Origin of the sequence: uncultured Roseobacter sp. (assembly GCF_947496515.1) — a bacterium.
In the GTDB taxonomy this organism is placed as follows: domain Bacteria; phylum Pseudomonadota; class Alphaproteobacteria; order Rhodobacterales; family Rhodobacteraceae; genus Roseobacter.
On record NZ_CANMDB010000011.1, the window covers coordinates 119108 to 144113 of the forward strand.

Sequence of the window (25006 nt, forward strand, 5' to 3'; positions counted from 1 at the left end):
CTCAGGCGGTCCTGCGGTCAGACATGGCCCACCTCGCCCAGAAACTCAGACAGCAGGGCGGCGTATTCTTCCGGTTTCTCCACACACGGCAGATGCCCCGCCCCGCGGATCACGGCACAGCGGCTGCCGGGGATCAGCCCCACTGTTTCGCGCACCAGATCGGGCGGGGTGGAGCCGTCCTCCGTGCCCGCGATGCCCAGGGTCGGCAGGCGCAGCCCGGCGGTGGTGCTGTAGAAATCCGTGCCCGAGATGGCCGCGCAGCAGCCTGCATAGCCCGCGTCCGGCTGCCGGGCCAGCATGGTGCGCCAGAGCGCCAGCTCCGGCTGTGACAGGAACGCCCGGCCGAACCACCGTTCCATCACCGCATCCGCCAAGGCCTCGATCCCGTCCTGCTCCACCGTCGTGATCCGCTCCGACCACATCTCGGGTGTGGCGATCTTGGCCGCGGTGTTCGACAGGACCATCGCGCGGATCAGGTCGAGCCGTTTGACCGCCAGACCTTGTGCGATCATCCCGCCGATCGACAGCCCCACGAACACGCAATCGCGGACCTCCAGATGATCGAGCAGGCTTTCCGTATCGCTGATCAGCGCGCCCATGGTGTAGGGGGCGGGCGGGCAGTCTGACAGCCCGTGTCCGCGTTTGTCGAACCGGATGATCCGCAGCCCCGGCGGCAGCAGCGGCAGGATCCCGTCCCAGAGCCGCAGATCGGTGCCCAGCGAATTGGCAAAGACCACCGGCGCGCCATCCTCCGGCCCGTCGACCCGGTAGTGCAGGCGCACGGCACCCCCGTCAAAGACCCTCATGCGGCATCTCCACGGCGCAGGGGCGGTGCCGGCGTCGCCAAGGCCTGCGCGAAGACATCCGCATCCACATTGCCGCCCGATATGGTGACGATGACGTCCTGGCGCGCGATCTGATCAGCGTGAAAAAGAGCGGCGGCCAGCGCCACGGCGCCACCGGGTTCGGCCACCAGCTTCAGCCGGCTCCAGGCAAGGGCCACGGCCTGCAGGGCCTCGTCTTCGGTGACGACAAGACCGGGCCCGGCCAGCCGTTTCAGGATCGGAAAGGTCAGATCACCGGGCTGCGGACTGATGATCGCGTCACACAGGCTGCCCGACAGCTTCGCATTCCGCTCGATCCGGCCCGAGCGGAGCGAGCGCGCCACATCGTCGAACCCCGCCGGTTCCGCCGGGCGCACCCGCAGCCCCGGCGCGTCCGCTTCCAGCGCCAAAGCGATGCCCGAGGTAAAGCCGCCCCCGCCACAGCAGACAATGACATCCGCCGCGCCGATCCCTTCCTTTGCGGCCTGGGCGGCAATCTCCAGCCCGGTCGTGCCCTGTCCCGCGATCACAAAGGGGTCGTCGTAGGGTTTGATCAGGCTCAGCCCGCGCGCTTCGGTCAGCTGCGCACCGATGGCGGCGCGGTCCTCCCCGCCGGGACGATCGTAGAGCACGACCTCCGCCCCCAAGGCGCGGGTGTTGTCGATCTTCATGCGCGGCGCATCCTCGGGCATGATGATGACCGCCGGAACACCGTGCATCCGCGCGGCCAGCGCGACACCCTGCGCGTGGTTGCCGCTGGAAAAGGCAATGACCCCGCGCCGCCGCACGTCCTCAGGCAGCGCCGAGACCGCAGACCACGCACCGCGAAACTTAAAACTGCCGGTATGCTGCAGGCACTCGGGCTTGATCCAGACGCGGCGGCCCGCGATCTCATCCAGAAAAGGAGAACTCAGCAGCGGTGTCCGGCGGATCTGGCCCCGCCCGCGGTCTGCGGCGGCCCGGATCATTTCGATATTCATGTCATCCTCCTTGTTGCAGCTTGGACAACCACGTCTGCAATGCCGCCACCGATTCCGGTTCGTCCAGAAAAGGGACATGTCCACGCCCCGAGACGGTGACGGCGATCATATCTGGGCGACGCCGCTGCATCTCTTGCACGGTGGCCTGGCTCAGCAGGTTGGAGTTTTCGCCGCGAATACAGGCCAGAGGCAAGCCGCCAAGCGCATCGAAGTAAGGCCACAGATCCGGTGCCGCCTGCGCCCCGACAGCCTCCACAGCGTCGCGCAGGCGGGGGTCATAGGTGATGTCCAACCCTTTTTCGGTCTGTCGAAAGTGGCGGTTTGCCTCTTCCACCCACCTGACCATCGACACGTCCTTGAAGCCGTCGTTCATCCGCTGCAGCGACTTTGCGGCCTGCGCCAGCGTCTTGACGCTTGGCCCGCGGCCCAGATACCCCATGATGTGGTCAAGGCCCCGCTGCTCGATCACCGGGCCGATGTCATTGAGCGCCACGCCCAGCAAACGCTCCTTGGCAGCCATCGCCAGACCCATGGCGTTGAGCCCACCGCGCGAGGTACCAAGGACGGCGACCCGTTCAAGCTCCAGATGATCCAGCAGCTCGATCACATCGCGGCACTCGACCGGCAGGACGTAATTCTGCCAGTTGTCATCCCAGTCAGACTGTCCGCGCCCGCGGTAGTCTAGCTTGATCAGCCGCGCATCGGAGAGATGCGGGGTCACATAATCGAAATCCCGCGTGGACCGTGTCAGCCCCGCCAGGCAGAGGATCGGCACCCCGTCACCATCATCGGTGTAGTGCAGCGATAACCCATCGGAGGTTGTCAGATGGCTCATGACAGCCCAGCCAGCGCCGGAATCCCGGTCAGATCCCCCAGGGTATGGACAGGTTCCCATGGCAGAAGGTCCACGGGGTCACCCGCCCGATTGACCCAGGCGGTGGTAAAGCCGTAGCCCGTCGCACAGCCCGCATCCCAGCCGTTGGAGGAGACAAAGAGCACCTCTTCCTTGCTGCAGCCAAAGCGGCGCAGAACCATGTCGTAGACGATGGCGGCGGGCTTGAAGATGCCGACGCTCTCCACTGATAGGGTATCATCGAGCAGCGCCTCGATCCCCGCGGAGCGTACGGCACCCACCAGCATCTCCGGCGAGCCATTGGACAGGATCGCGGTGTTCATCCCGCCGTCTTTCAGGCTCCGCAGCATCTGCGGCACCTCCGGGTAGCTCTGAAGTTCCCAGTAAAGCGCCAGCAGCCGTGCGCGCAGGGCGGCGTTGCCGTCCAGCCCCGTCTTCTCCAGTGCCCAGTCCAGCCCGTCCTCGGTCACCTTGCCGAAATCAGTATGCGCGTCTGCCACCGCGCGCAGCCAGGTGTATTGCAGCTGCTTGAGGCGCCAGTGCTCGGCCAGCGCGGGCCAGCTGTCCTTCAGCTCCGTGAAATCGGGTTCATCCGCGGCCTGCCGGGCGGCGGCGGCCACGTCAAAGAGCGTCCCATAAGCGTCAAAAACGCATGTGGTGATCGGCATCCGCATCCCCTTTCAATGAGTGTGGGGGCAGAGTGTCACGGGCGGCCCGTCGCCGAAAGACTTAATCGGTGGGTTTTCGCGGGGATCTAATATGCTGGACGGCATCGTGAGAGATGCCTGGCAGATGGAATTCCCGTTCAGCGGGAATAGTGCGCTGTGCCGTCCTACCGCTCGGCAGTCTCCAGCGGCGCACCGATAAAGCTGGCCTGATAGGTCATCTGTGACTGCGCATCCGCCGCCTGACGGGCGATCTGGCCCTTGAGCTGTGCGCGTACGCCCGGCTCCGTCAGGAGGGCTGCGCCAAAGGTCACCACGGTGACCAGCACCAGACCCCGTGCCCAACGGCGCGCCGTCCGGGCGCGCTGTCTGCAACGGGCCTGTCGCAGCCCCTGGGGTGTCAGTGTGAAATCCATGGGCAGCGTATAACCCAGGATTGTGGCAGGAATGGGGCAGCGGTGTTACCTGTGGCGCAAGGGCGCAGGCTCAGATGTTTTCGGGCTGCGGCATCCCCAGCACGTGATAGCCACCATCGACACGGATCACCTCGCCCGTGGTGCAGGCACCCGCGTCAGAGGCAAGATAGACCGCCGTGCCGCCCACGGCCTCCAGCGTTGCATTGGACCTGAGCGGCGCGTTCTCGCCCGTGTGTTTATAGGTGCGCCGCGCCCCGCCGATGGCGGCCCCCGCCAGGGTCTTCATCGGGCCGGGAGAGATCGCATTCACGCGGATGCCTTCCGGCCCGAGATCATTGGCCAGATAGCGCGTCGCACTCTCCAGTGCGGCTTTGGCCACACCCATGACGTTGTAGTTCGGCACCACCGTGTTGCTGCCCTGATAGGTCAGGGTCATCAGCGTCCCGCCGTTCTCGACCATCAGGGGATGTGCCCGGCGCGCCACCTCGATGAAGGAATAGGCGCTGATCTCCATCGTGCGACCGAAATTGGCGCGGCTGGTGTTGAGGATCCGGCCGGTCAGCTCCGACTTGTCGGAAAAGGCGATGGCGTGGACCAGAAAATCAATCGTTGGCCAGCGCGCGCCCAACTGCTCGAACGCCGTATCCAGCGAGGCATCATCGGTCACATCCACATCGACCATGAAGTCCGAGCCCACGGAGGCTGCCAGCGGCTCCAGCCGTTTCCCGAACGCCTCACCCTGATAGGTAAAGGCCAGCTCCGCTCCCGCATCTGCCATCGCCTTGGCGATGCCCCAGGCGATGGAACGCTCGTTGGCAACGCCCATGATCAGACCGCGTTTCCCCTGCAAAAGACCCGACATGCGGCTACTCCTGGTATCTGGACAGGATCATCGACCCGTTGGTGCCACCAAAGCCAAAGGAATTGGTCATGACGGAATCGAGCCCGGCGTCACCGATATAGCTGGTTGCGATCTCGCCCGGCTCGAAGGCCGGATCCAGCGTCTCGACGTTGATGGACGGTGCGATGAAATCATGCTCCAGCATCAACAGACAATAGATCGCCTCCTGAGCGCCCGCCGCACCCTGGCTATGGCCGGTCATGGATTTGGTGGAGCTGACGGGCGGCTGTGTGCGCCCCTTGAAGGCCCGCCGCACCGCTTCCATCTCCGGCTGGTCACCAGCCGGGGTGGAGGTGCCGTGGGCGTTGATGTAGCTGACGCTGCGGCCTTCGGGCAGCGTGGCAAGCGCCAGCTCCATCGCCCGTCCGCCGCCTTCGCCCGACGGTGCGACCATGTCGTGCCCGTCCGAGGTGGCCGCATAGCCAGTGACTTCGGCGTAGATGCGGGCACCGCGCGCCACCGCGTGATCAAGATCTTCCAACACGACGATCCCACCGCCGCCAGAGATGACGAAACCGTCGCGGTCCGCATCGAAGGCGCGGCTCGCGCGCTCCGGCGTGTCATTGTACTTTGACGACATGGCGCCCATGGCGTCAAAAAGGCACGACAACGTCCAGTCGAGCTCCTCTCCGCCGCCCGCGAACATTACGTCCTGCTTGCCCAGCATGATCTGCTCTGCCGCGTTGCCAATGCAGTGCAGCGAGGTCGAGCAGGCGGAGGTGATGGAGTAGTTGATGCCCTTGATCTTGTAGGCGGTGGACAGGTTGGCGCTGACCGTCGAGGACATGCATTTGGGCACCGCAAAGGGGCCGATCCGCTTGGTCGCACCGGTCTTTTTGACCACCTCATGGGCCGTCAGCATCGCACTGGTCGATGGCCCGCCCGATCCTGCCACCAGGCCGGTGCGCGGGTTCGACACCATATCTTCGCTCAGCCCCGCGTCGGCGATGGCCTGACCCATGGCGATATAGGCATAGGCTGATCCGGGGCCCATGAACCGCAGCGTGCGCTTGTCTACATGCTCTGCCACGTCGATCTTGAGCGTTCCGGCAATCTGGCTGCGAAAGCCGTGCTCGACCATGTCGGGGCAGGCGGTGATCCCGCTGCTGCCGGCTTTCAGCGCGGCCAGCACTTCTTCGGCATTATTGCCGATGGAGGAGACAATCCCCAACCCTGTCACAACGACGCGGCGCATGGTGTATTTCCTCTTCCTCTTGCACGGCCCCGCAGGACCACGCAGATACGATCAGTTCTCGGACAGCGCGACTTTCATGTCGCTGACCTGATAAATCGTTTCCCCATCGGCCTCTACCCGGCCATTGGCAACCCCCATTGTCAAGCGTCGGGTCTGCACTGCCTTGGTGAAGTCAACGTAATAGGTCAGCATCTTGCGGTCGGGGCGCACCATGCCCGTCAGCTTCACCTCGCCCACGCCAAGCGCATAGCCGCGTCCCTGCCAGCCGCGCCAGCCCAGGTTGAACCCGGTGAGCTGCCAAAGCCCGTCGAGGCCCAGGCACCCCGGCATGATCGGATTGCCGGGAAAATGGCACTCGAAAAACCACAGATCTGGCGTGATGTCGAATTCGGCGACCACATGGCCCTTGCCGTTCGGCCCGCCATCGCCGGAGATGTCGGTAATCCGGTCCATCATCAGCATCGGCGGTTCGGGCAGCTGCGCATTGCCGGGGCCAAAAAGCGCGCCCCGCGCGCATTTCAGCAGATCTTCCTTATCGAAAGAGGTGGGGTATTGGCCCATTCCGGCGTCTCCTGCTCGGTCTTTGGTGTGTCGAAACCCTCTAGCACCCGGCTCCCGGCTTCTGCAAGTGCGCGCGATGCGGCGCTGATCCGGGCGGTCCCGGACCCCCACCATTCAGAAAACCGCCTGAATTGAATTGAAAACCACCCCTGAAGCTCCTTATATAGGAGGGGTACGCAGGTGAGTTATTGACATGACGTCTACGGAACAGGAAGTCGGAGCCGCGTGGCTGGCCAAGGCCGGGTTGCGGCCAACGCGTCAGCGCGTCGCTTTGGCGAGCCTGCTGATTGGTGACGGTCAGCACCGTCACGTCACCGCCGAGAGCCTGTTTGATTCCGCCAAGGATCAGGGCGAGGCCGTTTCGCTGGCGACAGTCTACAACACGCTGCGCGCCTTCTGCGATGCCGGGCTGATGCAGGAAGTCACCGTTGACGGCTCCAAAAGCTACTTTGACACCAACACCCACGACCACCCGCACTTCTTCTGGGAAGACGAGGCAAAGCTGACCGATGCGCCCTCGGACGAGCTGGTGATCGCGCAGCTGCCCGACGCTCCCGACGGGGCGGAGATTGCCTCTGTGGATGTGGTGATCCGACTGCGCCGCAAACGCTGACCGGCGGCGGGCGCCGCGCGCCCCGTGCTATTCTCTCTTCCACGCGGGCTGGGTCATGCCCACAAACCCCAGTGTCTCGGGGGCCTCCACATTGCGCGCCACCAGATCCCGCAGCGATCCGCAGGTCGTGATCTGCTCCCATCCGTAGCGGGTGAAGGTCGGATGCTCCGCCTCCGGTGACCGCGGCGGCTGGAACACGTGTTCGGACAGCAACGGATTGGTCAGCGCCTGCGAAAACGCATCCAGCGCCACAAATGACAGGATGGTCCGCGGCAGCGGCGCGTTCTTCACACGGTCCTCGCAAAAGAGCCCCACAAAGAAATCCACCTTGTCCACGCTGCCGTAGGTGCTCTGCAACAGCGCGGCGACCTCCCGGTCCGACGAAATTTCGTCCATCCCGGAAATCGGCATGCGCTGCAGATATTCCAGATAGTCCACAAAGGGCCTCAGCTGACACGCGCGCCCCTGCTCGACGGAGGCCTGCTCCACCCGCATCAGCGACGCGGTGGTATTGCGCGGTCCCAGCTCACCCGCCGCCTGCGCGCTCATATCCTCGAACGCCCCCGCCAGCCCGCCGTCCAAGAGCGGCGCGTTCTCCATGAAATAGGCAGGTCCGGTCTGATGGGCCGTGCCGCCCCAGCGGATATGGTCGGGGATCAGCGCGTGCCAGCGGTAGAGCAGGCTGAATTCGGTCGTGATCCAGTTGGGCCGGTACCATTTCGCGCCCCAGGCGGCCTTGGGATCTGCCTTGATGCGGTAGAGCGTGGGCGCGATATGGTTGATGTAATCCTCCACCACGATCTTGATGAACTGCACGATCACGATGTTGCGCGCGGTCTCGAACACACGGTCGTCGTCCCAATCGGGGTGCCGCACGCCGATCTCGCCCGCGAGCCGGTTATGCTCGCGCAAAAGCAGCGTGTTGATCATCGCCGTCTGCGGCACTGAATTGGCCCGGTCTCCGCCGAAGGCAAAGAGCCTGCCGCGCTTGGCGCGCAGCGCCTCCGCCTTCTCCGGCTCGGCCTTGGCGATCCCCGCATTCAGATCCTCAAGCCCCAAGGGGGCATCCAGATCCCCGAAATCTTCGTGGATCTCGTCGCCGTCGTAGAGAAACGGCGCGAACTCCCCGGTGTCCAGCTGCTGGCTTTTCAGCTTTCCACGGTCCTGAGGCCCTGGGTCTTTGACGCGCAGCGCCGCCGTCTGTCCGGGCGTCCGACCGTAAAGCGGGCAGAGGTCGATGTTATGATTTGACGTATTGCGCTTGAGCCGGTCGGGTACTTCTTCATCAGTCTGTGTCCGAATGAACCCGTCGGTCAGATATTGCGCGAAGGCGGGAAACAGGCAGGTGGATTTCGGGCAAAGCCGCTGTGTGTCCTCCCTGCGTTCAAACACCGGGCTGAGAAAATCCCACGCGGGCAGGCTGCCCTGATCCAGCGGCGAGACACCCAGATGCCGGGCGCTCCAGGTCGTGTCCGTCAGGCTCGCCCACGAGGTATAGTCGTTCCGGGTCGAGAACGGATGCGGCCGGTTGCGCACCGCATCGACGATCCGGTTGATGACGATCCGGTTCACCAGCGCATCGAGCGGCGGCACCGCCTCGATCAACCGCACCACCCAAGGCACATTCAGCAGCCCCATCACGGTACCGCCGATCCGGCCCAGCCATTTGCGCAGGAACAGGGTCACCGTGCGCGAGGGCTTCATTTCAGCGTAGAATGCCCGAAAGAGCAGCGGAAAGAGCAGGATGAACCACACCGCCACCTGCCAGCCTGCGCCCAGCACCAGCAGCGACCACAACCCGGCAAAACCGCTCAGCACCGTAAAGATCCACCAGCCGTGCTGGCGCTCGCGCCACATGCGAAAAAGACCCGCCAGACAGCCCAGATAGACCGGTACCAGCAGCCATCGGCCCGGCTCTCCCGGGTATTGGGTGGCGTGGCTCATGGCCTGATAGAGGTAGATGGCCCCCACGAGGGAGGCGGCCAGAGCCAACAGGTTTCGACGACGGGACGCGATAGGGGCTGCCATAATAAATACTCCGGCATCACTGAAATAACGATCGTATTGGGTCTGTCACCGTGCCCATGACCCCCCTTCTGCTCTGCGCGTTGAAATTCCGCGTCTCAGGTCAAGGTCAGAGAGCCAGGCCGGTGAAGCCCGCTTTAAATGAAATCCAGTTGATACGAAAAACGCCTGCTTTGCCAGCTTAGATTGTGCCGGGCTCCAGATTTATCGCTCGCACTGCCACCAAGTGGCGACGGCTCAGGGCTGTCGCGGGTCATCCAGCAAAGGGGCAAACCCGCGCGGGCTCAGCCCGCTCTGGAACCAGTTGACCAGGGTGTAGACCGAATAGACCGGCACACCCGTCAGCCGTCTGATATCGCGCGCGTAAGGCACCATATTGGTGCATTCCAACACGATCGCGCCGATGTCTTCATGTCGGTGCATCAGCGCGTCTGCGGCATCCAGCATGTCGCTGCGGCAGGCGTCGAAGTCGACCTCCAGCTGATCCGTCAGAAACGCCTGCGAAAAGGCACGGCCGCCTTCGGTGCCCACAATCGGCGTTTCCGCCGGCACGCCTGCGGCGGCCAGATGGTCCGCTCCCAAACAATCGGCCGAAACCGTCAGCACCCCCACCCGTTTGCCCGGCGGCAGGGTTTGCGCCACCATCGGCACCTGCATCAGCGCCGAGCTTGCCACGGGCACCGCAAGTGCCGTGGCCAGATCCTCCTGCAACACCGACAGAAAGCCGCAGTTGGTGACGATGCCGTCGCACCCCATGCGCACGAGCGCCTCGCCGCCCGCAACGAAAGCGTCCCGCATGGCCCGCGCGTCCTTCAGCACGATGAGATCCGGCGTCGCGCCGTCCACCACCCGGTAGTGCACCGCAAATGGCCAGGTGGTGGCATTGCCGATGTCGCCCGGGATGCGGGGAAACCGGGTCTCCAGCATCAGAATGCCCACGGTCGCGCCGTAGACGGTCTTGCCACCTCTTTGAACGTTGCTGCGCACCAGATGCCTCTTTTTCGCCCTGTAATGAAGGGTGTAGCATGTCAGGGTCGCCGGGCCAAATGCGCTTTGCGGTGGAAAACGATTGACCCGCGCGGCCCGGGGCGCAATCTGCAGTGTGGCCGAACGGGAGAGGACGCATGGGCTCCAGGATCATTGTCATCGGCGCGGGGATCGTCGGCGTCTCAACCGCCATCTGGCTGCGCCGGTTCGGGGCAGAGGTCACCCTGGTCGACCGCGGTACGCCGGGGCAGGGCACCTCCTACGGCAACGGCGGCGTGCTGGCCGCCTGCGCCATGGTGCCCGTGACGGTACCCGGTCTGCTCGGCAAAGCACCCGGCATGCTCATGAGCCGTGACGCGCCGCTTTTCCTGCGCTGGCGCTATCTGCCTCGTCTGGTCCCCTGGCTGAGGCGGTACCTGAGCCACGCCAATGATGCGGACACCCGCCGCATCGCCGAAGGCCTGACACCCATCACCGGCGACGCGCTGGCCCAGCATCAGGCGCTGACCGAGGGCACCGAGGCCGCGCATTGGGTGAGCCCCAGCGATTATCACTTCGCCTACGCGGATCGCGCGGGCTTTGACGCCGACGCCTACGTCTGGTCCCTGCGGCGCGCGGCGGGGTTCGTGCCTCAGGTGGTCACCGGGCGCGCGGTGCAGGAGATCGAACCCAATCTCGGCCCGGGGCTCACCTGTCTCGCCACCGTGAAGGATCACGGCTACATCCGCGATCCCGGTGCCTATGTGGCGCATTTGGCGGCGGTGCTGACGCAGCTGGGCGGGCGCGTGCTGCAGGCCGACGTGGAAGATATCGAGCTCACGGACGGTCGCGTCACGGCTGTGCTCGGCTCTGCGGGGCGCCTGCCCTGCGACCGGGCGGTGATTAGCACCGGTGTCTGGTCAAAGCCGCTGATGCAGAAACTCGGGCTGACGGTCCCGCTGGAAAGCGAGCGCGGCTACCACCTTGTGTTCGAAGGGGCCGAGCAGGGTCCGCAGGCACCCACCATGGTCGCCGCGGGCAAATTCGTGGCTACCCCCATGGCCGCCGGGCTGCGCTGCGCGGGCGTGGTGGAGTTCGGTGGTCTGGAGGCTCCGGCCTCCCGTGCCCCTTTCGATTTCTTGCAGCGCAAGGTGCGCGCGGCCTATCCGAAGCTCACATTCGTGCGCGCGCACGAATGGATGGGCCACCGCCCGGCGCCTTCGGACAGCCTGCCGCTCATTGGCGAGATCGGGCACAGCGGTGTGGTGGCGGCTTTCGGACATCACCACATCGGCCTCACGGGCGGGCCGAAAACCGGGCGCCTCGTGGCCTCCCTGCTGACGGGCCGTCCGCCCAATATCGATATGGCCCCCTACGCACCGGACAGGTTCCGCGCGGGGTAAGGGCCTTCGAAGGCCCTTCCGGCGCCCGGCCCCGATCCTTTGCGCCCGGAGGATCGGGCGCTGTCATCAACGCGTCACTTGCCAACACGCGCTCCGAGTGAGACCATCGGTTCGCGCGGTCCGCCACAGCGGCCACCTGCGCGGACTGTCAAGAAAGCGCCCCCGGCGGGGGCATGGGGAGATCAAAAAAGATGACCAAGACACTGCTGGGCGCCATCGCCGCCTGCACCACCGCGCTGACGCCAATCGCCGCGAGCGCCGAGACAGAAGTGCAATTCTGGCACGCCTTCACCGGTCGGTTGGGAGAGCTCGTGGCCGCTCAGGTCGAGGATTTCAACGCCAGCCAGGACGCCTACACCGTCGTGGCCAGTCACAAGGGCAACTATTCCGAAACCCTCAACGCGGGCATCGCCGCCTTTCGGGCGGGCGAACAGCCCCATATCCTGATGGTGTTCGAAGTGGGCACCGCCACCATGATGGCCGCCGAAGGGGCGATCCGCCCGGTCCATGAGGTCATGGCCGAAAGCGGCGCCGAGTTTGACCCCGATGCCTATATCGGCTCGGTCAAGGGGTATTATACGACCACGGATGGGGACATGCTGTCGCTGCCTTTCAACTCCTCGACGCCTGTGCTCTGGGTCAATCGTGACGCGCTGAGCGAGGCCGGGGTCGATCCCGATGTGGATCTGACCACCTGGCAGCAGGTGGGCGAGGTGCTCGACACCCTGAAAGCGGCGGGCTCCGACTGCCCGCTCGTGACCGCCTGGCAAAGCTGGATCCATCTGGAGAACTTCTCTGCCTACCACGACGTGCCTTTCGCCACCCAGGACAACGGCTTTGCGGGAGCGGACACCGAACTGGCGCTCAACGGTGACGCACAGGTGGCGCATATCTCTGCCATGGGGCAATGGGCGCAGGACGGCAAGTTCATCTACACCGGCCGCCGCAACGAGGGCGGTGCGAACTTCCGCGCCGGTGAATGTGCGCTCTTCACCGAAAGCTCCGCGGGCTATGCCGGCATCAAGGCCGAAGCCGAGTTCGACTTTGATGTGCGCCCGCTTCCCTACTGGGAGGGTGTGGGCAACGCGCCCCAGAACACCATCATCGGCGGTGCGTCGCTGTGGGTGATGGAAGGTCACGAGGCGGAGGAATACGCGGGCGTCGGCGCATTCCTTGCCTATCTCTCCTCCACCCCGGTGCAGGCGCAATGGCATCAGGACACAGGGTATCTGCCCATCACCTCCGCCGCTGGTGAGGCGACCCGTGAGGCCGGTTTCTACGAGGAAAACCCAGGTACGGACGTGGCCGTGATCCAGATGACCGCCAAAGAACCGACGGCCAATTCCAAAGGTCTGCGGCTGGGCTCCTTCGATCAGATCCGCGGCATCATCGACGAAGAACTGGAAGGTGTCTGGGCTGGTGACAAGACCGCTCAGGGAGCGCTCGACAGCGCTGCGGAGCGCGGCAACCAGCTGCTGCGCCGCTTTGAGCAGGCCACCAACTAGAACCAGAGTGTGAGCAAGGCGGCGGGCGGCCCTGCGGGGTCGCCCGCCGCCCCACCGCACCGCTGCAGGACCTGCAATGGAAAAACGCGTCACATTCAAGGGCTGGCTGCTGCCGCTGTGCCTCATTGCGCCGCAGGTCCTGATCTCTGCGGTGTTCTTTTTCTATCCCGCCGGTCAGGCGATCTGGCAGTCGCTCTTCATTCCCGACCCCTTCGGACTGTCGATGCAATACGTCGGTCTTGGCAACTTCGAATACCTGCTGAGCGATCGGTTCTACCGCGCCTCCTTCGTGACCACGGCGATCTTCTCCACCCTCGTGACGCTGGCCTCGATGATCCCCGCGCTGTTTCTGGCCGTGGTCGCGGACCGGCTGATCAAGGGCGCGGGCCTCTACCGCACGTTGCTGATCTGGCCTTACGCCGTGGCCCCGGCGGTTGCGGGGGTGCTATGGCTCTTCATGTTCAACACCCGCGTGGGCGTCGTGTCGTGGTATCTGGGCACCCTCGGATACGACTGGAACCACGTGCTCAACGATGGCGAGGCCATGGGCCTCGTGGTCGTCGCCTCCGCCTGGGGGCGCATCAGCTATAACTTCCTGTTCTTCTTCGCCGCGCTGCAGGCGGTTCCGAAATCCGTGATCGAGGCGGCGGCCATCGACGGCGCGCGCTTCTGGCGGCGTTTCTTCACCATCGTGCTGCCGCTGCTCTCCCCCACCACGTTTTTCCTGCTGGTGGTCAACATCGTCTATTCCTTCTTCGAGACCTTCGGCGTGATCCATACGATCACCTCGGGCGGCCCGCAGCAGGCCACGACAATCCTCGTCTACAAGGTCTTCGCCGATGGCTTCGTCGGACAGGACCTGGGCTCCTCCGCCGCGCAATCGGTGATCCTGCTGGTCGTCGTGGGGCTGCTCACGGTGCTCCAGTTCAAATTCATCGAAAAACGAGTGCACTACTGATGGCGCGCGAGATTCACGGCATGGTTGAGAAACGCGGGCGCAGCCTCTGGCTCAGCCATGTGCTGATGATCGCGGGCGTGCTGGTGATCTTCTTCCCGATCTGGCTGGCCTTTGTCGCCTCCACCGTCACCCAGGCCGAGATCGTGCGCCCGCCGATGCCCGTCTGGCCGGGGGATCAGCTCTGGACTAACTACAAGGCGGCGCTCTTCTCCGGCATCAACGTGCCTGTCGCCACCATGCTGCTGAATTCGCTTGTGATGGCCGTTGGCATCGCTGTGGGCAAGATCGTGATCTCGCTGCTCTCCGCCTTTGCCATCGTCTATTTCCGTTTTCCGGGGCGGAATGTGTTTTTCTGGCTCATCTTCCTGACGCTGATGCTCCCCGTAGAGGTCCGCATCGTGCCCACCTACGAGGTCGTCGCCGGGTTCGGCATGCTCAACTCCTACTCGGGGCTCATCTTCCCGCTCATCGCCTCGGCCACGGCCACCTTCCTGTTCCGCCAGTTTTTCCTCACCATCCCCGATGAACTGGCCGAGGCCGCCCGAGTCGACGGCGCCCGGCCCATGCGATTTTTCATCGACATCGTGGTGCCCATGAGCCGCACGAATGTCGCCGCCCTCTTTGTCATCCTCTTCATCTACGGCTGGAACCAGTACCTCTGGCCGCTGCTCATCACCACCGATCCCGAGATGAACACCATCGTTATGGGCATCAAGCAGATGTTCCCCAGCGGCGACGACTTCGCCCACTGGCCGACGATCATGGCTACCTCGATCCTTGCAATGATCCCGCCGGTGATCGTTGTCATATCCATGCAGAAACTCTTTATCCGCGGGCTCGTGGACAGCGAGAAATAGACAAATGGCAACCGTTTCCCTCAAAGGCGTGAAAAAGAGCTTCGGCCCCACAGACGTCATCCATGGCATCGACGCCGACATCGCCGACGGCGAGTTCATCGTGATCGTCGGCCCCTCGGGCTGCGGCAAATCCACGCTCCTGCGCATGGTCGCTGGCTTGGAAACCGTCAGCGCAGGCGACGTGATGATCGGCGGCACCCGCGCCAACGAGCTGGAACCCATGGACCGCGACATCGCCATGGTGTTCCAGAACTATGCGCTCTACCCGCATATGTCCGTGCGGCAAAACATGGGCTACGGGCTCAAAATCGCAGGGCTCCCCAAGGCCGAGATCACGGCCAAGGTCGAAGACGCCGCGCGCCTTTTGCAATTGGAGCCGCTGCTCGATCGCAAACCGCGCGAGCTCTCGGGCGGCCAGCGCCAGCGCGTCGCCATGGGCCGGGCAATCGTGCGGGAACCAGCGGTCTTCCTCTTTGACGAACCGCTCAGCAACCTCGACGCCAAACTGCGCGTGCAAATGCGGCTGGAGATCAAGGAGCTGCAATCCAAACTCGCCATCACCGCGCTCTACGTCACTCACGACCAGGTCGAGGCAATGACCATGGCCGACCGCATGATCGTGATGAACGGTGGCGTGGCCGAACAGATCGGCACGCCGCTCGAAGTCTACGAGACCCCCCGCACGCTCTTCGCCGCCCAGTTCATCGGCAGCCCCGCCATGAACATCCTCGAGGCGCGGGTCCGCGACGGTCAGGTCCATCTGGGGGATACCCCGATTGCCCCCACACCAGCCCCGGATGGTCCCGTCAAACTCGGCCTGCGCCCCGAACATGTCACCACTGCCGACACGGGCCCGCTTGCCTTTACCGTGCAGCTCTCGGAACCGCTCGGCGCCAACACCCTGCTGCACGGCCACCTCGGGGGCGGCGAAAGCTTCACCGCCAGCCTGCCGGGCGTCCATACCACGACGACCCAAACCCTGCAGCTCGCGGTCGACCCCGCACAGATCCACCTCTTCGATCCCAGCACAGGTCACCGGCTCTGACACGCCGCAAAAGCTCTTTCATCTTGCCAAATAAACTCAAAATCCCGCCGCTCTAAACCAGCGCGGCCTCTGCAATCTTCCACGCCGCCGCGAGGTCTTGCTGCAACAAGGCGCGCAGCTCTGCCTTGGCCGCGGCGTCCGGCGTGCGCAGCACATGGGACGGGTGCAAAGAGATCATCACCGGCCCGCCATGCCGCCCCGTCTCGATCTGTCCGCGCCGCGCCATCACCCCCTTGCCGTCCCCCGTCAGCGCCAGCGCCGCCGTCGCGCCGAGCGCCAGCACCACCCGCGGCCGGACCCGCGCGATCTCCGCCTCCAGCCACCACCGGCAATGATGCACCTCGCCCACCGTGGGCCGCTGGTGGATCCGCCGCTTGCCGCGGGTGACATATTTGAAATGCTTCACCGCATTGGTCAGATAGACCGCCTCGCGCGCCACCCCCGCCGCCTGCGCCACCGCATCGAAAAGCTGCCCGGCAGGCCCCACAAAGGGCCGCCCCTGCAAATCCTCCTGATCGCCCGGCTGTTCCCCCACGATCATCAGCCGCGCCGCCGAAGGACCCTCTCCAGGCACCACGTGCGTGGCACCCGCATGCAAAGGACACCGCCGGCACCCCGAAAGGGCTGCCGCGAACCCCTCCTGCGGGCCTTCCCAATGCCGCGCGGCCTGCGCCTCCGCGGCCTCCTGAACCCGCTCCATGCGCAGCGGCGGCAAGGTGGGCGCCGCTTCCGCCATCTCGCGCGCCCGCGCGGGCGCACCCGCGATCAGCTCCGGGATCGCTGCGGCCTCGGGCATGTTGTGCCAGTACTTCTTGGGCATCTCCGAGGTCATGGCCTTCACCTTCAGGCGCGCCGGGTTGAAGATATTCCGGAAATACGTGATCCACAGCGTCTCGGAGGCATCTTCCGGCAAATCCGCACGCGGCAGATCCACGCTGAACCGCAGCGCACCACCCTCGAAAACGGCGCTCACATCGGGGGTGACGATGCGCCAGTCCATATCCGCGAACCGCCGGGCAAAGAAATCCGCAGTGGGCTCCACCGTGTGATGCGTGGGTTCGAACCAGGCGGCGAAACTGCGCCGCGCGTCACTTGGATCACCCATCTCGCGGAACCGCACGAAGGCCTTCATCTTGTGCTGACAACGCCGCACGGCCTTTTCCATCCGGCGCAACTGCGCCAGCCCGGGATCGCCGCGGTCCTGCATCAGCGCCGGGCGATCCCGCAGCCGCCACAAAAAACGGTAGAGCAGATCGAACCGCGCCGGATCACTGTGCCAGACCACCGTCTGCGCGAGGCCCGCGAAGCTGCGCGGCACCCGGATCTCGCGCGTCACCGCAGGCACCTCCGCAGGCGTGTCAAAGAGCCCCGTCGCGCCTGTCCCGTCGCTCCAGCGCAGCGCCTCGGGCGGTACGCCTGCACTCAGGAACCCGCGCGCCGCGTCCCGCCAGGCCGCCGCCGTCCCGATCCGCGGCAGGATCACATGCCCGGTCAAAACAGGCTCAACTGCTCAGGCGGCGGTGCAAAGCGCGCGCGCAGATCGGCGCTGTCGGTCAGCGCCCCGGGGCTCCACCCCTGCGCCACGATGAACGAGCGTGCCTTTTTCAGCGACGCGCCCATCAGCATCAGATCCTCATAGCGCAGCCGCCGGTGCCGCCGCGTCCCCAGGATCCGGTTCACGGTCTTGACGCCAAACCCCGGCACCCGCAGCAAAAGCCCACGCTCCGCCCGGTTCACATCCACCGGGAACTGCGCCCGGTTGGCCAGAGCCCAGGCCAGTTTCGGATCAATCTCCAGATCCAGATTGCCCCCCTTGCTGACCCCGGTGATCTCCTCCAGCCCGAAGTCATAGAACCGCAAAAGCCAGTCCGCCTGATACAGCCGGTGTTCGCGCTGCAGCGGCGGGCTGACCAGCGGCAGCCGCGAGGACGCATCGGGAATGGGTGAGAACGCGGAATAATAAACCCGCTTCAGCCCGTAGGAACCATAAAGCCGGGTGGATTGCCCCAGAATGGTCGCGTCATTGGCGCCATCCGCCCCTACAATCACCTGCGTCGATTGCCCCGCGGGCGCAAAGCGCGGCGCCCGCCGCCCGGTATGGCTGCGCTCCTTGGCTGCCTGCCGCCGCAGCCGTACATCCGCCATCGCGTGGCGGATCTGATCGGGGCTTTTCTCAGGCGCGTGCTGCTTGACGGAGGCATCGGTGGGCAATTCCACATTGATGGACAGCCGGTCCGCAAGCCGTCCCGCCTCCTCGATCAGTTCCGGTGCGGCGTCGGGAATTGTCTTGAGGTGGATATAGCCACGAAAATTCTCTTCTTCGCGCAGCTTGCGCGCGATGCGCACCATGTCCGCCATCGTCGCGTCCGGAGAGCGGATGATGCCCGAGGACAAAAACAGCCCTTCGATATAGTTACGCCGGTAAAACTCGATTGTTAATTTCACGACCTCTTCGACCGAAAAGCGCGCGCGTTGCACATTCGACGACACCCGGTTGATGCAATAGCTGCAATCGTAAATGCAGAAATTCGTCATCAGGATCTTCAGCAGGCTGATGCACCGCCCGTCGGGCGCATAGGCGTGGCAGATCCCCGACCCTTCGTTCGAGCCCAGCCCCTTGCCATCCCGGCTGTCGCGCTTGGTCGATCCCGACGACGCGCAGGACGCATCGTATTTCGCCGCATCGCTGAGGATCGCCAGCTTCTGGTCGAGGGTGAGTCTTGCCATATGTTCTTGATATGTTCCAATCCACCCGTTGGCAAGTCACCGGGTGTCTGTCGCCTAATTATTCATCGTGCCCCTCGGTCGGATCGCTGCAGCGCGGCATGGCCGGTTTACAAATCACCGCGCCGCGCGCCAACGTCGCGGCATGACGCGAAACATGTCCATCATCGTCGTAGAGGCCGACCGCGACCGCGCGCTTCAGATCGTGGACGGGCTGCGGCAGGCGGGCAGTTACGATGTGCAGGTCATTGCAGAGCCCACGCAACTCGCCCAGCAGATTAAGACGCGCCAGCCCGACATGGTGCTCATCGACATTGCCAACCCCTCCCGCGACACGCTGGAGGAGCTGGCACTCGCCTCCGGTCCCATGGACCGCCCCGTGGCGATGTTCGTGGACCGCTCGGACGCGGGGCTCTCCGATGCGGCGATCGAGGCGGGGGTGTCGGCCTATGTGGTCGATGGGTTGCAGCCCGCGCGCGTCAAACCCGTGCTCGATGCCGCCGTCGCCCGGTTCCGCATGTTCCAGCGCATGCGCACGGAACTGGCCGCGACCAAGCGCGCATTGGAAGAACGCAAGGTGATCGACCGTGCCAAAGGCATGATCATGAAGGCCCGCGGCGTCGAAGAGGACGCCGCCTACACGATCCTGCGCAAGGCTGCGATGGATCAGGGCAAGCGTGTGGCGGATGTGGCCGCGGCCCTCGTCACCGCGGCAGGCATCCTGTCATGAGAACCGCCACGCTGCCTGTTGGGTTCATCCCTCTGGTCGATGCCGCCCCGCTGATCGTCGCGCAAGAGATGGGGTTCGCAGCCCAAGAGGGCATCGCGCTCGACCTGCGCCGCGCGCCGTCCTGGTCGAGCCTGCGCGACATGCTCAGTTTCGGTCAGGTGGATGCCGCCCATATGCTCTCCACCGTCCCGGTTGCCATGGCCATGGGGCTGGGCGGGGTCGGCACGCGGCTGGCCGCCGTCGCCGTCACCTCGGTGAACGGCAACGTCATTGGCGTGAAACGCGCGCTGGAACAGTCGCTCATCGACGCTGGCTACGCCTTCGACTTTCAGGACGCCTACGCCGCCGGGCGCGCGCTCCTGCAAGTCAGCCAAAAGCCCCTGCGCATCGGCGTGCCCTTTCCTTTCTCCATGCACGCGGAACTGGTGTTCTACTGGCTTGCCGGGTTGCAACCGGTCCTCGACGGCCAGGTCGAAATCCGCACCGTGCCGCCCCCGCTCATGGCCGACGCCATCGAGGCGGGCGAGATCGACGCCTTCTGCGTGGGGGAGCCCTGGGGCTCGCGCGCCGTGGACAAAGGGCTGGGGGCGCTGCTGCTGCCCGGCACGGCGATCTGGAACTTTGCCCCCGAAAAGGTGCTCGCCGTCCGGCAGGACTGGGCCGAGACAGAACGCGCCCTGCTGGACCGGCTCATCCGCGCGGTCTGGCGCGCTGCTCGCTGGTTGAGCCAGCCCGATGCTGTCACCCTTGCCTCGGAAATCCTCAGCCGCCCCGCGTTTCTCGATCTGCCGCCCGAGATGCTGGAACGAGCGCTGACCGGGCGGCTCACCATCAACGCTGCGGGGGCGGAACGGCACACGGAGCAGTTTCTGGAGTTCGCCCGCGGCGCCGCCAACTTCCCCTGGCGCAGCCAGGCGGAATGGATCGGTCAGCACCTGGCCCGCCGGACCGGCCTGGACGAAGCCGCCGCCCGTACCGCCGCCCGCACGGTCTTCCGCTCCGATCTCTTCCGCGCGGCCCTCAGCGGCACCAGCGCCGATCTTCCCGGTGCATCCTCCAAGGTCGAAGGCGCGCTGGAGGGCGACACGGCGGTCGCCTCCGCTGCGGGCCGGGTGATTCTCTGCCGCGACCGGTTCTTTGATGGGCGCGTTTTTGAGCCGGGCGCGTAAAATTCGCCTCAAATCTATGCAATCGCGGCATCGCCTACGCCGCGGCGCAGAAATTCAGCCCCGCCCGCGCCGCAGTGCTTGATCGACACAGCCTCTTCGCTGATTACTGAGACAAGAGACGAGGATGTCTCCGACCAAATTTTTCCCTCAGACAGGGAAACACGAGCAAAGCCGCTCAACCTCCCGCCACTCCTCCCCGGCGGATCAGGTTGGGCGGTTTTTTTTATGCCCTTGCGGCATCTGACAGGGAAAAGCGAAAGGCTTTGACATGAAACACATCTTTCTGGGGATCGCGGCCGCCATCTGTGCCGGTCCGCTGGCCGCTCAGTCACTGGAGCTGGAAAAGGACGAACTGACCTTCGGCTTCATCAAGCTCACCGACATGGCGCCGCTCGCCGTGGCCTATGAAAACGGCTATTTTCTGGACGAAGGGCTCTTCGTCACGCTGGAGGCGCAGGCCAACTGGAAGGTGCTGCTCGACGGGGTGATCGGCGGCCAGCTTGACGGTGCGCATATGCTCGCAGGCCAACCGCTCGCCGCCACCATCGGCTACGGGACAGAGGCCCATATCATCACGCCCTTCTCCATGGATCTCAACGGCAACGGCATCACCGTGTCGAATGAAGTCTGGGAGATGATGCGCCCGCATATCCCCTCCATGGACGATGGCCGCCCGCAACATCCCATCTCCGCCAAAGCGCTCGCCCCCGTTGTCGAGGATTTCAACAGCCGCGGCGAGCCCTTCAACATGGGCATGGTCTTTCCGGTCTCCACACATAACTACGAGCTGCGCTACTGGCTGGCCGCCGGAGGCCTGAACCCCGGTTACTACAGCCCGCAGAACATCTCGGGTCAGATCGGCGCGGATGTATTTCTCTCAGTGACGCCGCCGCCGCAAATGCCCGCGACGCTCGAGGCAGGCACGATCCACGGTTACTGCGTGGGCGAGCCCTGGAACCAGCAGGCGGTCTTCAAGGGCATCGGCGTGCCGGTGATCACCGACTACCAGCTGTGGAAGAACAACCCCGAAAAGGTTTTTGGCATCACCGCGGAGTTCGCCGAGCAATATCCCAACACCACGCTGGCCGTGACCAAGGCGCTCATTCGTGCGGCCATCTGGCTCGATGAGAACGACAACGAAAATCGCCCCGCCGCGGTCGAGATCCTCAGCCAGCCCGAATATGTGGGCGCGGATTACGAGGTGATCGCGAACTCCATGACCGGGTTCTTCGAGTTCGAGAAGGGCGACAAGCGCGACATCCCCGATTTCAACGTCTTCTTCCGCTACAACGCGACCTATCCCTTTTACTCAGATGCGATCTGGTACCTGACCCAGATGCGCCGCTGGGGCCAGATCGCCGAGCCCAAAGATGACCAGTGGTACCACGACGTGGCCAAAGAGGTGTACAAGCCCGCGATCTACCTCGAAGCGGCACGGCTGCTGGTGGACGAGGGGCTGGCGGATGAGGCCGATTTCCCCTGGGACAGCGACGGCTACAAGGCCGCCACGCCGGGCGAGGACATCATCGACGGCATTCCCTACGACGGCCGCACGCCCAACGCCTATCTCGAAAGCCTGCCCATCGGGCTGAAAGGGGCGCAGGTGGTTGTCGGCTCCGAGGTCCAGGGATGATCGGGCGAGGCAAGGCGGTTCGAACCGCCTTCGCAAGGCGGTTAACACCGCCTTGCGTCACCGCCCGCCGCGCACCGACGTAATACCGACGTTTTACCGACACGATACCGACGTCCTACCGACGCCCCAATTCGCCCCATCCAGGAGCCGCCCAGATGACCACAGTTGACCCGGATTTCGCCACCCAGCAGGGTAAAGAAGCGCGCCGCGCGCGGCTTTTCAGCCGGATCACCACCGCCGACAAATGGTTTCAGGTGCTGGGACTGGCGTGGCTCACCCCGATGCTGCGGGCCGCCGCCGGGGACAACCCGCGCGCGCAGGGCAAAGAGCTCTGGCGGCTGGCCGGTGTGCCCCTGCTGGCGATCTGCGCCTTCCTGTTGATGTGGGGGACACTGGCACCAAAGGTGCAGACGTCTCTTGGTGCCGTGCCGGGGCCCGCGCAAGTCTGGGAAGAGGCCGTCAACCTGCACCAGGACGCGCAGGCCAAGGCGGCAAAAGAGCTTAAATTCAATGAGATGGTCCAGAAGCGCAACCAAAAGCTGATCGACGCGGGGCGCGCGGATGAGGTGAAGACCATCGCCTACACCGGCGCGCCGAGCTACTACACGCAGATCTGGACCTCGATCAAAACGGTCTTCTTCGGGTTTCTCATCGCCACGATTATTGCGGTCCCGCTGGGCATCGCCGCGGGTCTGTCGCCTACGGCGAATGCCGCGCTGAACCCGCTCATCCAGATCTTCAAACCGGTCTCGCCGCTGGCCTGGCTTCCCATTGTGACCATGATCGTCTCGGCCGTCTACGTCACCAACGACGGGCTCTTCGCCAAGAGCTTTCTGGTCTCCGCCATCACCGTCACGCTCTGCTCACTCTGGCCCACGCTGATCAACACCGCCCTGGGCGTGGCAAGCATCGACAAGGATCTGGTGAATGTCTCCAAGGTGTTGAAAATGAACACCTATACAAAGATCACCAAGCTCGTCCTGCCCTCCGCCCTGCCGCTGATTTTCACCGGGCTGCGCCTGTCGCTTGGTGTTGGCTGGATGGTCCTGATTGCCGCGGAGATGCTCGCGCAGAACCCCGGTCTGGGCAAGTTTGTCTGGGATGAATTCCAGAACGGCTCGTCTTCGAGCCTCGCGCGGATCATGGTGGCGGTCTTCACCATCGGCATCATCGGCTTTCTGCTGGACCGGGTGATGTACGCGCTGCAATCGCTCTTCACCTTTTCCAACAACCGGTAGCCCGCGCTCAATCAGCCAAACCGCAGCACAACAAGGAGGTACGCATGGGTATCCTGACGTTCGACAAACTGTCCAAATCCCACGGCGATACGCCCGTGCTCAAGGGCATTGATCTCGACGTGAAGGAAGGCGAGTTCCTCGTGATCCTTGGCTTCTCCGGTACCGGAAAAACCACGCTGATCAACATGATGGCCGGTCTCGATACGCCGACCACGGGCCGTGCCCTGTTTCGCGGCAAGCCCATCACCGGTCCCGGACCCGAGCGGGGGGTGATCTTTCAAAGCTACTCGCTGATGCCCTGGCTGACCGTCACCGGCAACGTGCGGTTGGCAGTCGATACGGTCTTCCCGAAGCTGTCCGGCGCCGAGAAGGCAGAGAAAGCAGCGCATTACATCCAGATGGTGGGGCTCAGCCATGCCGCCTCCCGACGTCCGGCGGAGCTGTCAGGTGGCATGCGGCAGCGGGTCAACGTCGCGCGCGCGCTCGCCATGAACCCGGAGGTGCTTTTGCTGGATGAGCCGCTCTCGGCGCTGGACGCGCTCACCCGCGCCAATCTCGCCGATGAGATCGAACAGATCTGGGAGGAAGACCGCAAGACCTGCGTGCTCATCACCAACGACGTGGACGAAGCCATTGTTCTGGCAGATAGAATCATCGCGCTGAACCCGGATGGGACGCTGGGCGCTCAGTTCGAGGTGAGCATCCCGCGCCCGCGCGAGCGCAGTGCGATGAACAACGACGAGACCTTCAAACGCCTGCGCGCTGAGGTCACCCGCTACCTGATGGATGTAGGCATCGAGGCCAAGGTCGAGGGCAGCCGCCTGCTGCCTGACGTCACCCCGATCCATGGCGTGCCCACAGCCGTGGCCGAGGCGCAGTCGGGCCTGATTGACCAGCGGTTTCTCGACTTCAGCCAGCTTCACAAGGTCTATCCGACCCCCAAAGGTCCACTCACCGTGGTTGAGGATTTCGACCTCAAGATCGACCGGGGCGAGTTCATCTCGCTCATCGGGCACTCAGGCTGCGGCAAATCCACTGTGCTGACCATGGCGGCCGGGCTGAATGAAATCTCCAAAGGCGCGATCAAACTCGACGGTCGCCACGTCGAGGGTGCGGACCCGGAACGCGCCGTCGTCTTCCAGTCGCCCAACCTCTTTCCATGGCTCACGGCCAAGCAGAATGTCGCCATCGGCGTCAATAAGGTCTACCCGCGCGCCAGCACAGCCGAACGGCAGGATGTGGTGGAATACTACCTTGAACGCGTGGGGCTGGCGGATGCGATGGATAAATCCGCCGCTGATCTCTCCAACGGGATGAAGCAACGGGTGGGCATCGCGCGGGCCTTTGCGCTCAGTCCCAAACTGCTGTTGCTGGACGAGCCTTTCGGGATGCTCGACAGCCTCACCCGTTGGGAACTGCAGGAGGTGCTGATGGAGGTCTGGTCCCGCACGAAGGTCACGGCGATCTGCGTGACCCATGATGTGGACGAGGCCATTCTGCTGGCCGACCGCGTCGTCATGATGACCAACGGACCGCAGGCCACCATCGGGCGGATCGTCAATGTCGATCTGCCGCGACCCCGCACGCGCAAGGCGCTGCTGGAGCATCCGGACTACTACCGCTACCGGCAGGATGTGCTTGATTTCCTGGAGGAATATCAGCACGGCGCCAAACCCAAGACGAAACCTGCAGCCGCGATTGCCGCCGAATGACCCCTGCCGCAGGCGCCCCGACCGACCCGAGGA

The 25006-nt window shown here is 64.5% G+C and carries 23 protein-coding genes; 11 read left to right on the forward strand and 12 right to left on the reverse strand.

Annotation, left to right across the window (positions count from 1 at the left end; translation table 11 throughout):
- Positions 1–17: 17 nt before the first annotated feature.
- From pcaD to fabA, 8 genes are all read right to left on the reverse strand, one after another.
- Positions 18–806 carry a 3-oxoadipate enol-lactonase gene (gene pcaD, locus Q1A53_RS17930; RefSeq protein WP_299969060.1) on the reverse strand — a complete coding sequence of 263 codons (789 nt, stop codon included), beginning with the start codon at positions 804–806 and terminating at the stop codon, positions 18–20.
- On the reverse strand, positions 803–1804 hold the full coding sequence (locus Q1A53_RS17935; RefSeq protein ID WP_299969062.1) for a threonine/serine dehydratase: 1002 nt from the start codon (positions 1802–1804) through the stop codon (positions 803–805). The genes pcaD and Q1A53_RS17935 overlap by 4 nt, the downstream gene beginning before the upstream one ends.
- Position 1805: 1 nt before the next feature.
- A complete protein-coding gene (locus Q1A53_RS17940) occupies positions 1806–2639 on the reverse strand; it encodes an alpha/beta hydrolase (RefSeq protein ID WP_299969064.1) in 834 nt (277 codons plus the stop codon).
- Positions 2636–3325 carry a haloacid dehalogenase type II gene (locus Q1A53_RS17945; protein WP_299969066.1) on the reverse strand — a complete coding sequence of 230 codons (690 nt, stop codon included), beginning with the start codon at positions 3323–3325 and terminating at the stop codon, positions 2636–2638. The genes Q1A53_RS17940 and Q1A53_RS17945 overlap by 4 nt, the downstream gene beginning before the upstream one ends.
- 164 nt (positions 3326–3489) lie before the next feature.
- A complete protein-coding gene (locus Q1A53_RS17950) occupies positions 3490–3738 on the reverse strand; it encodes a hypothetical protein (protein ID WP_299969067.1) in 249 nt (82 codons plus the stop codon).
- Positions 3739–3808: 70 nt separating this feature from the next.
- Complete coding sequence (locus Q1A53_RS17955) at positions 3809–4600, reverse strand: enoyl-ACP reductase (RefSeq protein WP_299969069.1); 792 nt, start codon at positions 4598–4600, stop codon at positions 3809–3811.
- Positions 4601–4604: 4 nt separating this feature from the next.
- Positions 4605–5834, reverse strand: a complete 1230-nt coding sequence (fabB, locus tag Q1A53_RS17960; RefSeq protein WP_299969071.1) for a beta-ketoacyl-ACP synthase I — start codon at positions 5832–5834, stop codon at positions 4605–4607.
- 51 nt (positions 5835–5885) lie between these two features.
- Entirely contained in the window at positions 5886–6395 is a 510-nt protein-coding gene (fabA, locus tag Q1A53_RS17965; protein ID WP_299969073.1) for a bifunctional 3-hydroxydecanoyl-ACP dehydratase/trans-2-decenoyl-ACP isomerase, read from the reverse strand.
- A gap of 193 nt (positions 6396–6588) precedes the next feature.
- Here fabA and irrA point away from each other — a divergent pair, with 193 nt between their 5' ends.
- Positions 6589–7008 (forward strand): iron response transcriptional regulator IrrA, encoded by a 420-nt coding sequence (gene irrA, locus Q1A53_RS17970; protein ID WP_299969075.1) that lies wholly within the window; start codon positions 6589–6591, stop codon positions 7006–7008.
- A gap of 27 nt (positions 7009–7035) precedes the next feature.
- Here irrA and Q1A53_RS17975 read toward each other — a convergent pair whose 3' ends face one another.
- Together Q1A53_RS17975 and Q1A53_RS17980 are read right to left on the reverse strand one after the other, a co-directional pair.
- Entirely contained in the window at positions 7036–9036 is a 2001-nt protein-coding gene (locus tag Q1A53_RS17975) for a peroxidase family protein (RefSeq protein ID WP_299969077.1), read from the reverse strand.
- Positions 9037–9270: 234 nt separating this feature from the next.
- Positions 9271–9960: an aspartate/glutamate racemase family protein gene (locus Q1A53_RS17980; RefSeq protein WP_299969162.1), complete on the reverse strand. Its 690-nt coding sequence runs from the start codon at positions 9958–9960 to the stop codon at positions 9271–9273.
- Positions 9961–10157: 197 nt separating this feature from the next.
- On the opposite strand from Q1A53_RS17980, the gene Q1A53_RS17985 reads away from it, so the two are divergent.
- From Q1A53_RS17985 to ugpC, 5 genes are all read left to right on the forward strand, one after another.
- Entirely contained in the window at positions 10158–11402 is a 1245-nt protein-coding gene (locus tag Q1A53_RS17985) for an FAD-binding oxidoreductase (RefSeq protein WP_299969079.1), read from the forward strand.
- A gap of 191 nt (positions 11403–11593) precedes the next feature.
- Positions 11594–12907, forward strand: coding sequence for a sn-glycerol-3-phosphate ABC transporter substrate-binding protein UgpB (ugpB, locus tag Q1A53_RS17990; RefSeq protein ID WP_299969081.1), 1314 nt, complete (start codon positions 11594–11596; stop codon positions 12905–12907).
- 76 nt (positions 12908–12983) lie between these two features.
- Positions 12984–13865 carry a sn-glycerol-3-phosphate ABC transporter permease UgpA gene (gene ugpA, locus Q1A53_RS17995; RefSeq protein WP_299969083.1) on the forward strand — a complete coding sequence of 294 codons (882 nt, stop codon included), beginning with the start codon at positions 12984–12986 and terminating at the stop codon, positions 13863–13865.
- 20 nt (positions 13866–13885) lie between these two features.
- On the forward strand, positions 13886–14722 hold the full coding sequence (ugpE, locus tag Q1A53_RS18000; RefSeq protein WP_299969164.1) for a sn-glycerol-3-phosphate ABC transporter permease UgpE: 837 nt from the start codon (positions 13886–13888) through the stop codon (positions 14720–14722).
- 4 nt (positions 14723–14726) lie between these two features.
- Complete coding sequence (gene ugpC / locus Q1A53_RS18005; protein ID WP_299969085.1) at positions 14727–15767, forward strand: sn-glycerol-3-phosphate ABC transporter ATP-binding protein UgpC; 1041 nt, start codon at positions 14727–14729, stop codon at positions 15765–15767.
- 52 nt (positions 15768–15819) lie between these two features.
- On the opposite strand, the gene Q1A53_RS18010 is transcribed toward ugpC, so the two are convergent.
- Both Q1A53_RS18010 and Q1A53_RS18015 read right to left on the reverse strand, forming a co-directional pair.
- Complete coding sequence (locus Q1A53_RS18010) at positions 15820–17250, reverse strand: UdgX family uracil-DNA binding protein (protein WP_299969087.1); 1431 nt, start codon at positions 17248–17250, stop codon at positions 15820–15822.
- Between the two features lie 8 nt (positions 17251–17258).
- Positions 17259–18494, reverse strand: a complete 1236-nt coding sequence (locus Q1A53_RS18015) for a putative DNA modification/repair radical SAM protein (RefSeq protein WP_299969089.1) — start codon at positions 18492–18494, stop codon at positions 17259–17261.
- Between the two features lie 142 nt (positions 18495–18636).
- Between Q1A53_RS18015 and Q1A53_RS18020 the strand changes: the two genes are divergently transcribed.
- From Q1A53_RS18020 to Q1A53_RS18040, 5 genes are all read left to right on the forward strand, one after another.
- Positions 18637–19221, forward strand: coding sequence for an ANTAR domain-containing protein (locus Q1A53_RS18020; protein WP_299969091.1), 585 nt, complete (start codon positions 18637–18639; stop codon positions 19219–19221).
- Positions 19218–20390, forward strand: a complete 1173-nt coding sequence (locus tag Q1A53_RS18025) for a CmpA/NrtA family ABC transporter substrate-binding protein (RefSeq protein ID WP_299969092.1) — start codon at positions 19218–19220, stop codon at positions 20388–20390. Before Q1A53_RS18020 ends, Q1A53_RS18025 begins: the two co-directional genes overlap by 4 nt.
- A 268-nt stretch (positions 20391–20658) precedes the next feature.
- A complete protein-coding gene (locus Q1A53_RS18030) occupies positions 20659–22023 on the forward strand; it encodes a CmpA/NrtA family ABC transporter substrate-binding protein (RefSeq protein ID WP_299969094.1) in 1365 nt (454 codons plus the stop codon).
- Between the two features lie 155 nt (positions 22024–22178).
- Positions 22179–23261: an ABC transporter permease gene (locus tag Q1A53_RS18035; protein ID WP_299969096.1), complete on the forward strand. Its 1083-nt coding sequence runs from the start codon at positions 22179–22181 to the stop codon at positions 23259–23261.
- 44 nt (positions 23262–23305) lie between these two features.
- Entirely contained in the window at positions 23306–24973 is a 1668-nt protein-coding gene (locus Q1A53_RS18040) for an ABC transporter ATP-binding protein (protein WP_299969098.1), read from the forward strand.
- The last annotated feature ends 33 nt before the right edge of the window (positions 24974–25006 follow it).

Bases quoted from the DNA above. Each gene is read 5' to 3' on its own strand.
- Q1A53_RS18015 (WP_299969089.1), bottom strand. From the start codon at position 18,494: ATGGCAAGACTCACCCTCGACCAGAAGCTGGCGATCCTCAGCGATGCG.
- ugpE (WP_299969164.1), top strand. From the start codon at position 13,886: ATGGTTGAGAAACGCGGGCGCAGCCTCTGGCTCAGCCATGTGCTGATG.
- irrA (WP_299969075.1), top strand. From the start codon at position 6,589: ATGACGTCTACGGAACAGGAAGTCGGAGCCGCGTGGCTGGCCAAGGCC.
- fabB (WP_299969071.1), bottom strand. From the start codon at position 5,834: ATGCGCCGCGTCGTTGTGACAGGGTTGGGGATTGTCTCCTCCATCGGC.
- Q1A53_RS18025 (WP_299969092.1), top strand. From the start codon at position 19,218: ATGAGAACCGCCACGCTGCCTGTTGGGTTCATCCCTCTGGTCGATGCC.
- Q1A53_RS17940 (WP_299969064.1), bottom strand. From the start codon at position 2,639: ATGAGCCATCTGACAACCTCCGATGGGTTATCGCTGCACTACACCGAT.
- Q1A53_RS18030 (WP_299969094.1), top strand. From the start codon at position 20,659: ATGAAACACATCTTTCTGGGGATCGCGGCCGCCATCTGTGCCGGTCCG.
- Q1A53_RS18035 (WP_299969096.1), top strand. From the start codon at position 22,179: ATGACCACAGTTGACCCGGATTTCGCCACCCAGCAGGGTAAAGAAGCG.
- Q1A53_RS18020 (WP_299969091.1), top strand. From the start codon at position 18,637: ATGACGCGAAACATGTCCATCATCGTCGTAGAGGCCGACCGCGACCGC.
- Q1A53_RS18040 (WP_299969098.1), top strand. From the start codon at position 23,306: ATGGGTATCCTGACGTTCGACAAACTGTCCAAATCCCACGGCGATACG.
- Q1A53_RS17945 (WP_299969066.1), bottom strand. From the start codon at position 3,325: ATGCCGATCACCACATGCGTTTTTGACGCTTATGGGACGCTCTTTGAC.
- Q1A53_RS17955 (WP_299969069.1), bottom strand. From the start codon at position 4,600: ATGTCGGGTCTTTTGCAGGGGAAACGCGGTCTGATCATGGGCGTTGCC.
- ugpA (WP_299969083.1), top strand. From the start codon at position 12,984: ATGGAAAAACGCGTCACATTCAAGGGCTGGCTGCTGCCGCTGTGCCTC.
- Q1A53_RS17980 (WP_299969162.1), bottom strand. From the start codon at position 9,960: ATGCTGGAGACCCGGTTTCCCCGCATCCCGGGCGACATCGGCAATGCC.
- ugpC (WP_299969085.1), top strand. From the start codon at position 14,727: ATGGCAACCGTTTCCCTCAAAGGCGTGAAAAAGAGCTTCGGCCCCACA.
- Q1A53_RS17985 (WP_299969079.1), top strand. From the start codon at position 10,158: ATGGGCTCCAGGATCATTGTCATCGGCGCGGGGATCGTCGGCGTCTCA.
- pcaD (WP_299969060.1), bottom strand. From the start codon at position 806: ATGAGGGTCTTTGACGGGGGTGCCGTGCGCCTGCACTACCGGGTCGAC.
- Q1A53_RS17935 (WP_299969062.1), bottom strand. From the start codon at position 1,804: ATGAATATCGAAATGATCCGGGCCGCCGCAGACCGCGGGCGGGGCCAG.
- Q1A53_RS17950 (WP_299969067.1), bottom strand. From the start codon at position 3,738: ATGGATTTCACACTGACACCCCAGGGGCTGCGACAGGCCCGTTGCAGA.
- fabA (WP_299969073.1), bottom strand. From the start codon at position 6,395: ATGGGCCAATACCCCACCTCTTTCGATAAGGAAGATCTGCTGAAATGC.
- Q1A53_RS17975 (WP_299969077.1), bottom strand. From the start codon at position 9,036: ATGGCAGCCCCTATCGCGTCCCGTCGTCGAAACCTGTTGGCTCTGGCC.
- ugpB (WP_299969081.1), top strand. From the start codon at position 11,594: ATGACCAAGACACTGCTGGGCGCCATCGCCGCCTGCACCACCGCGCTG.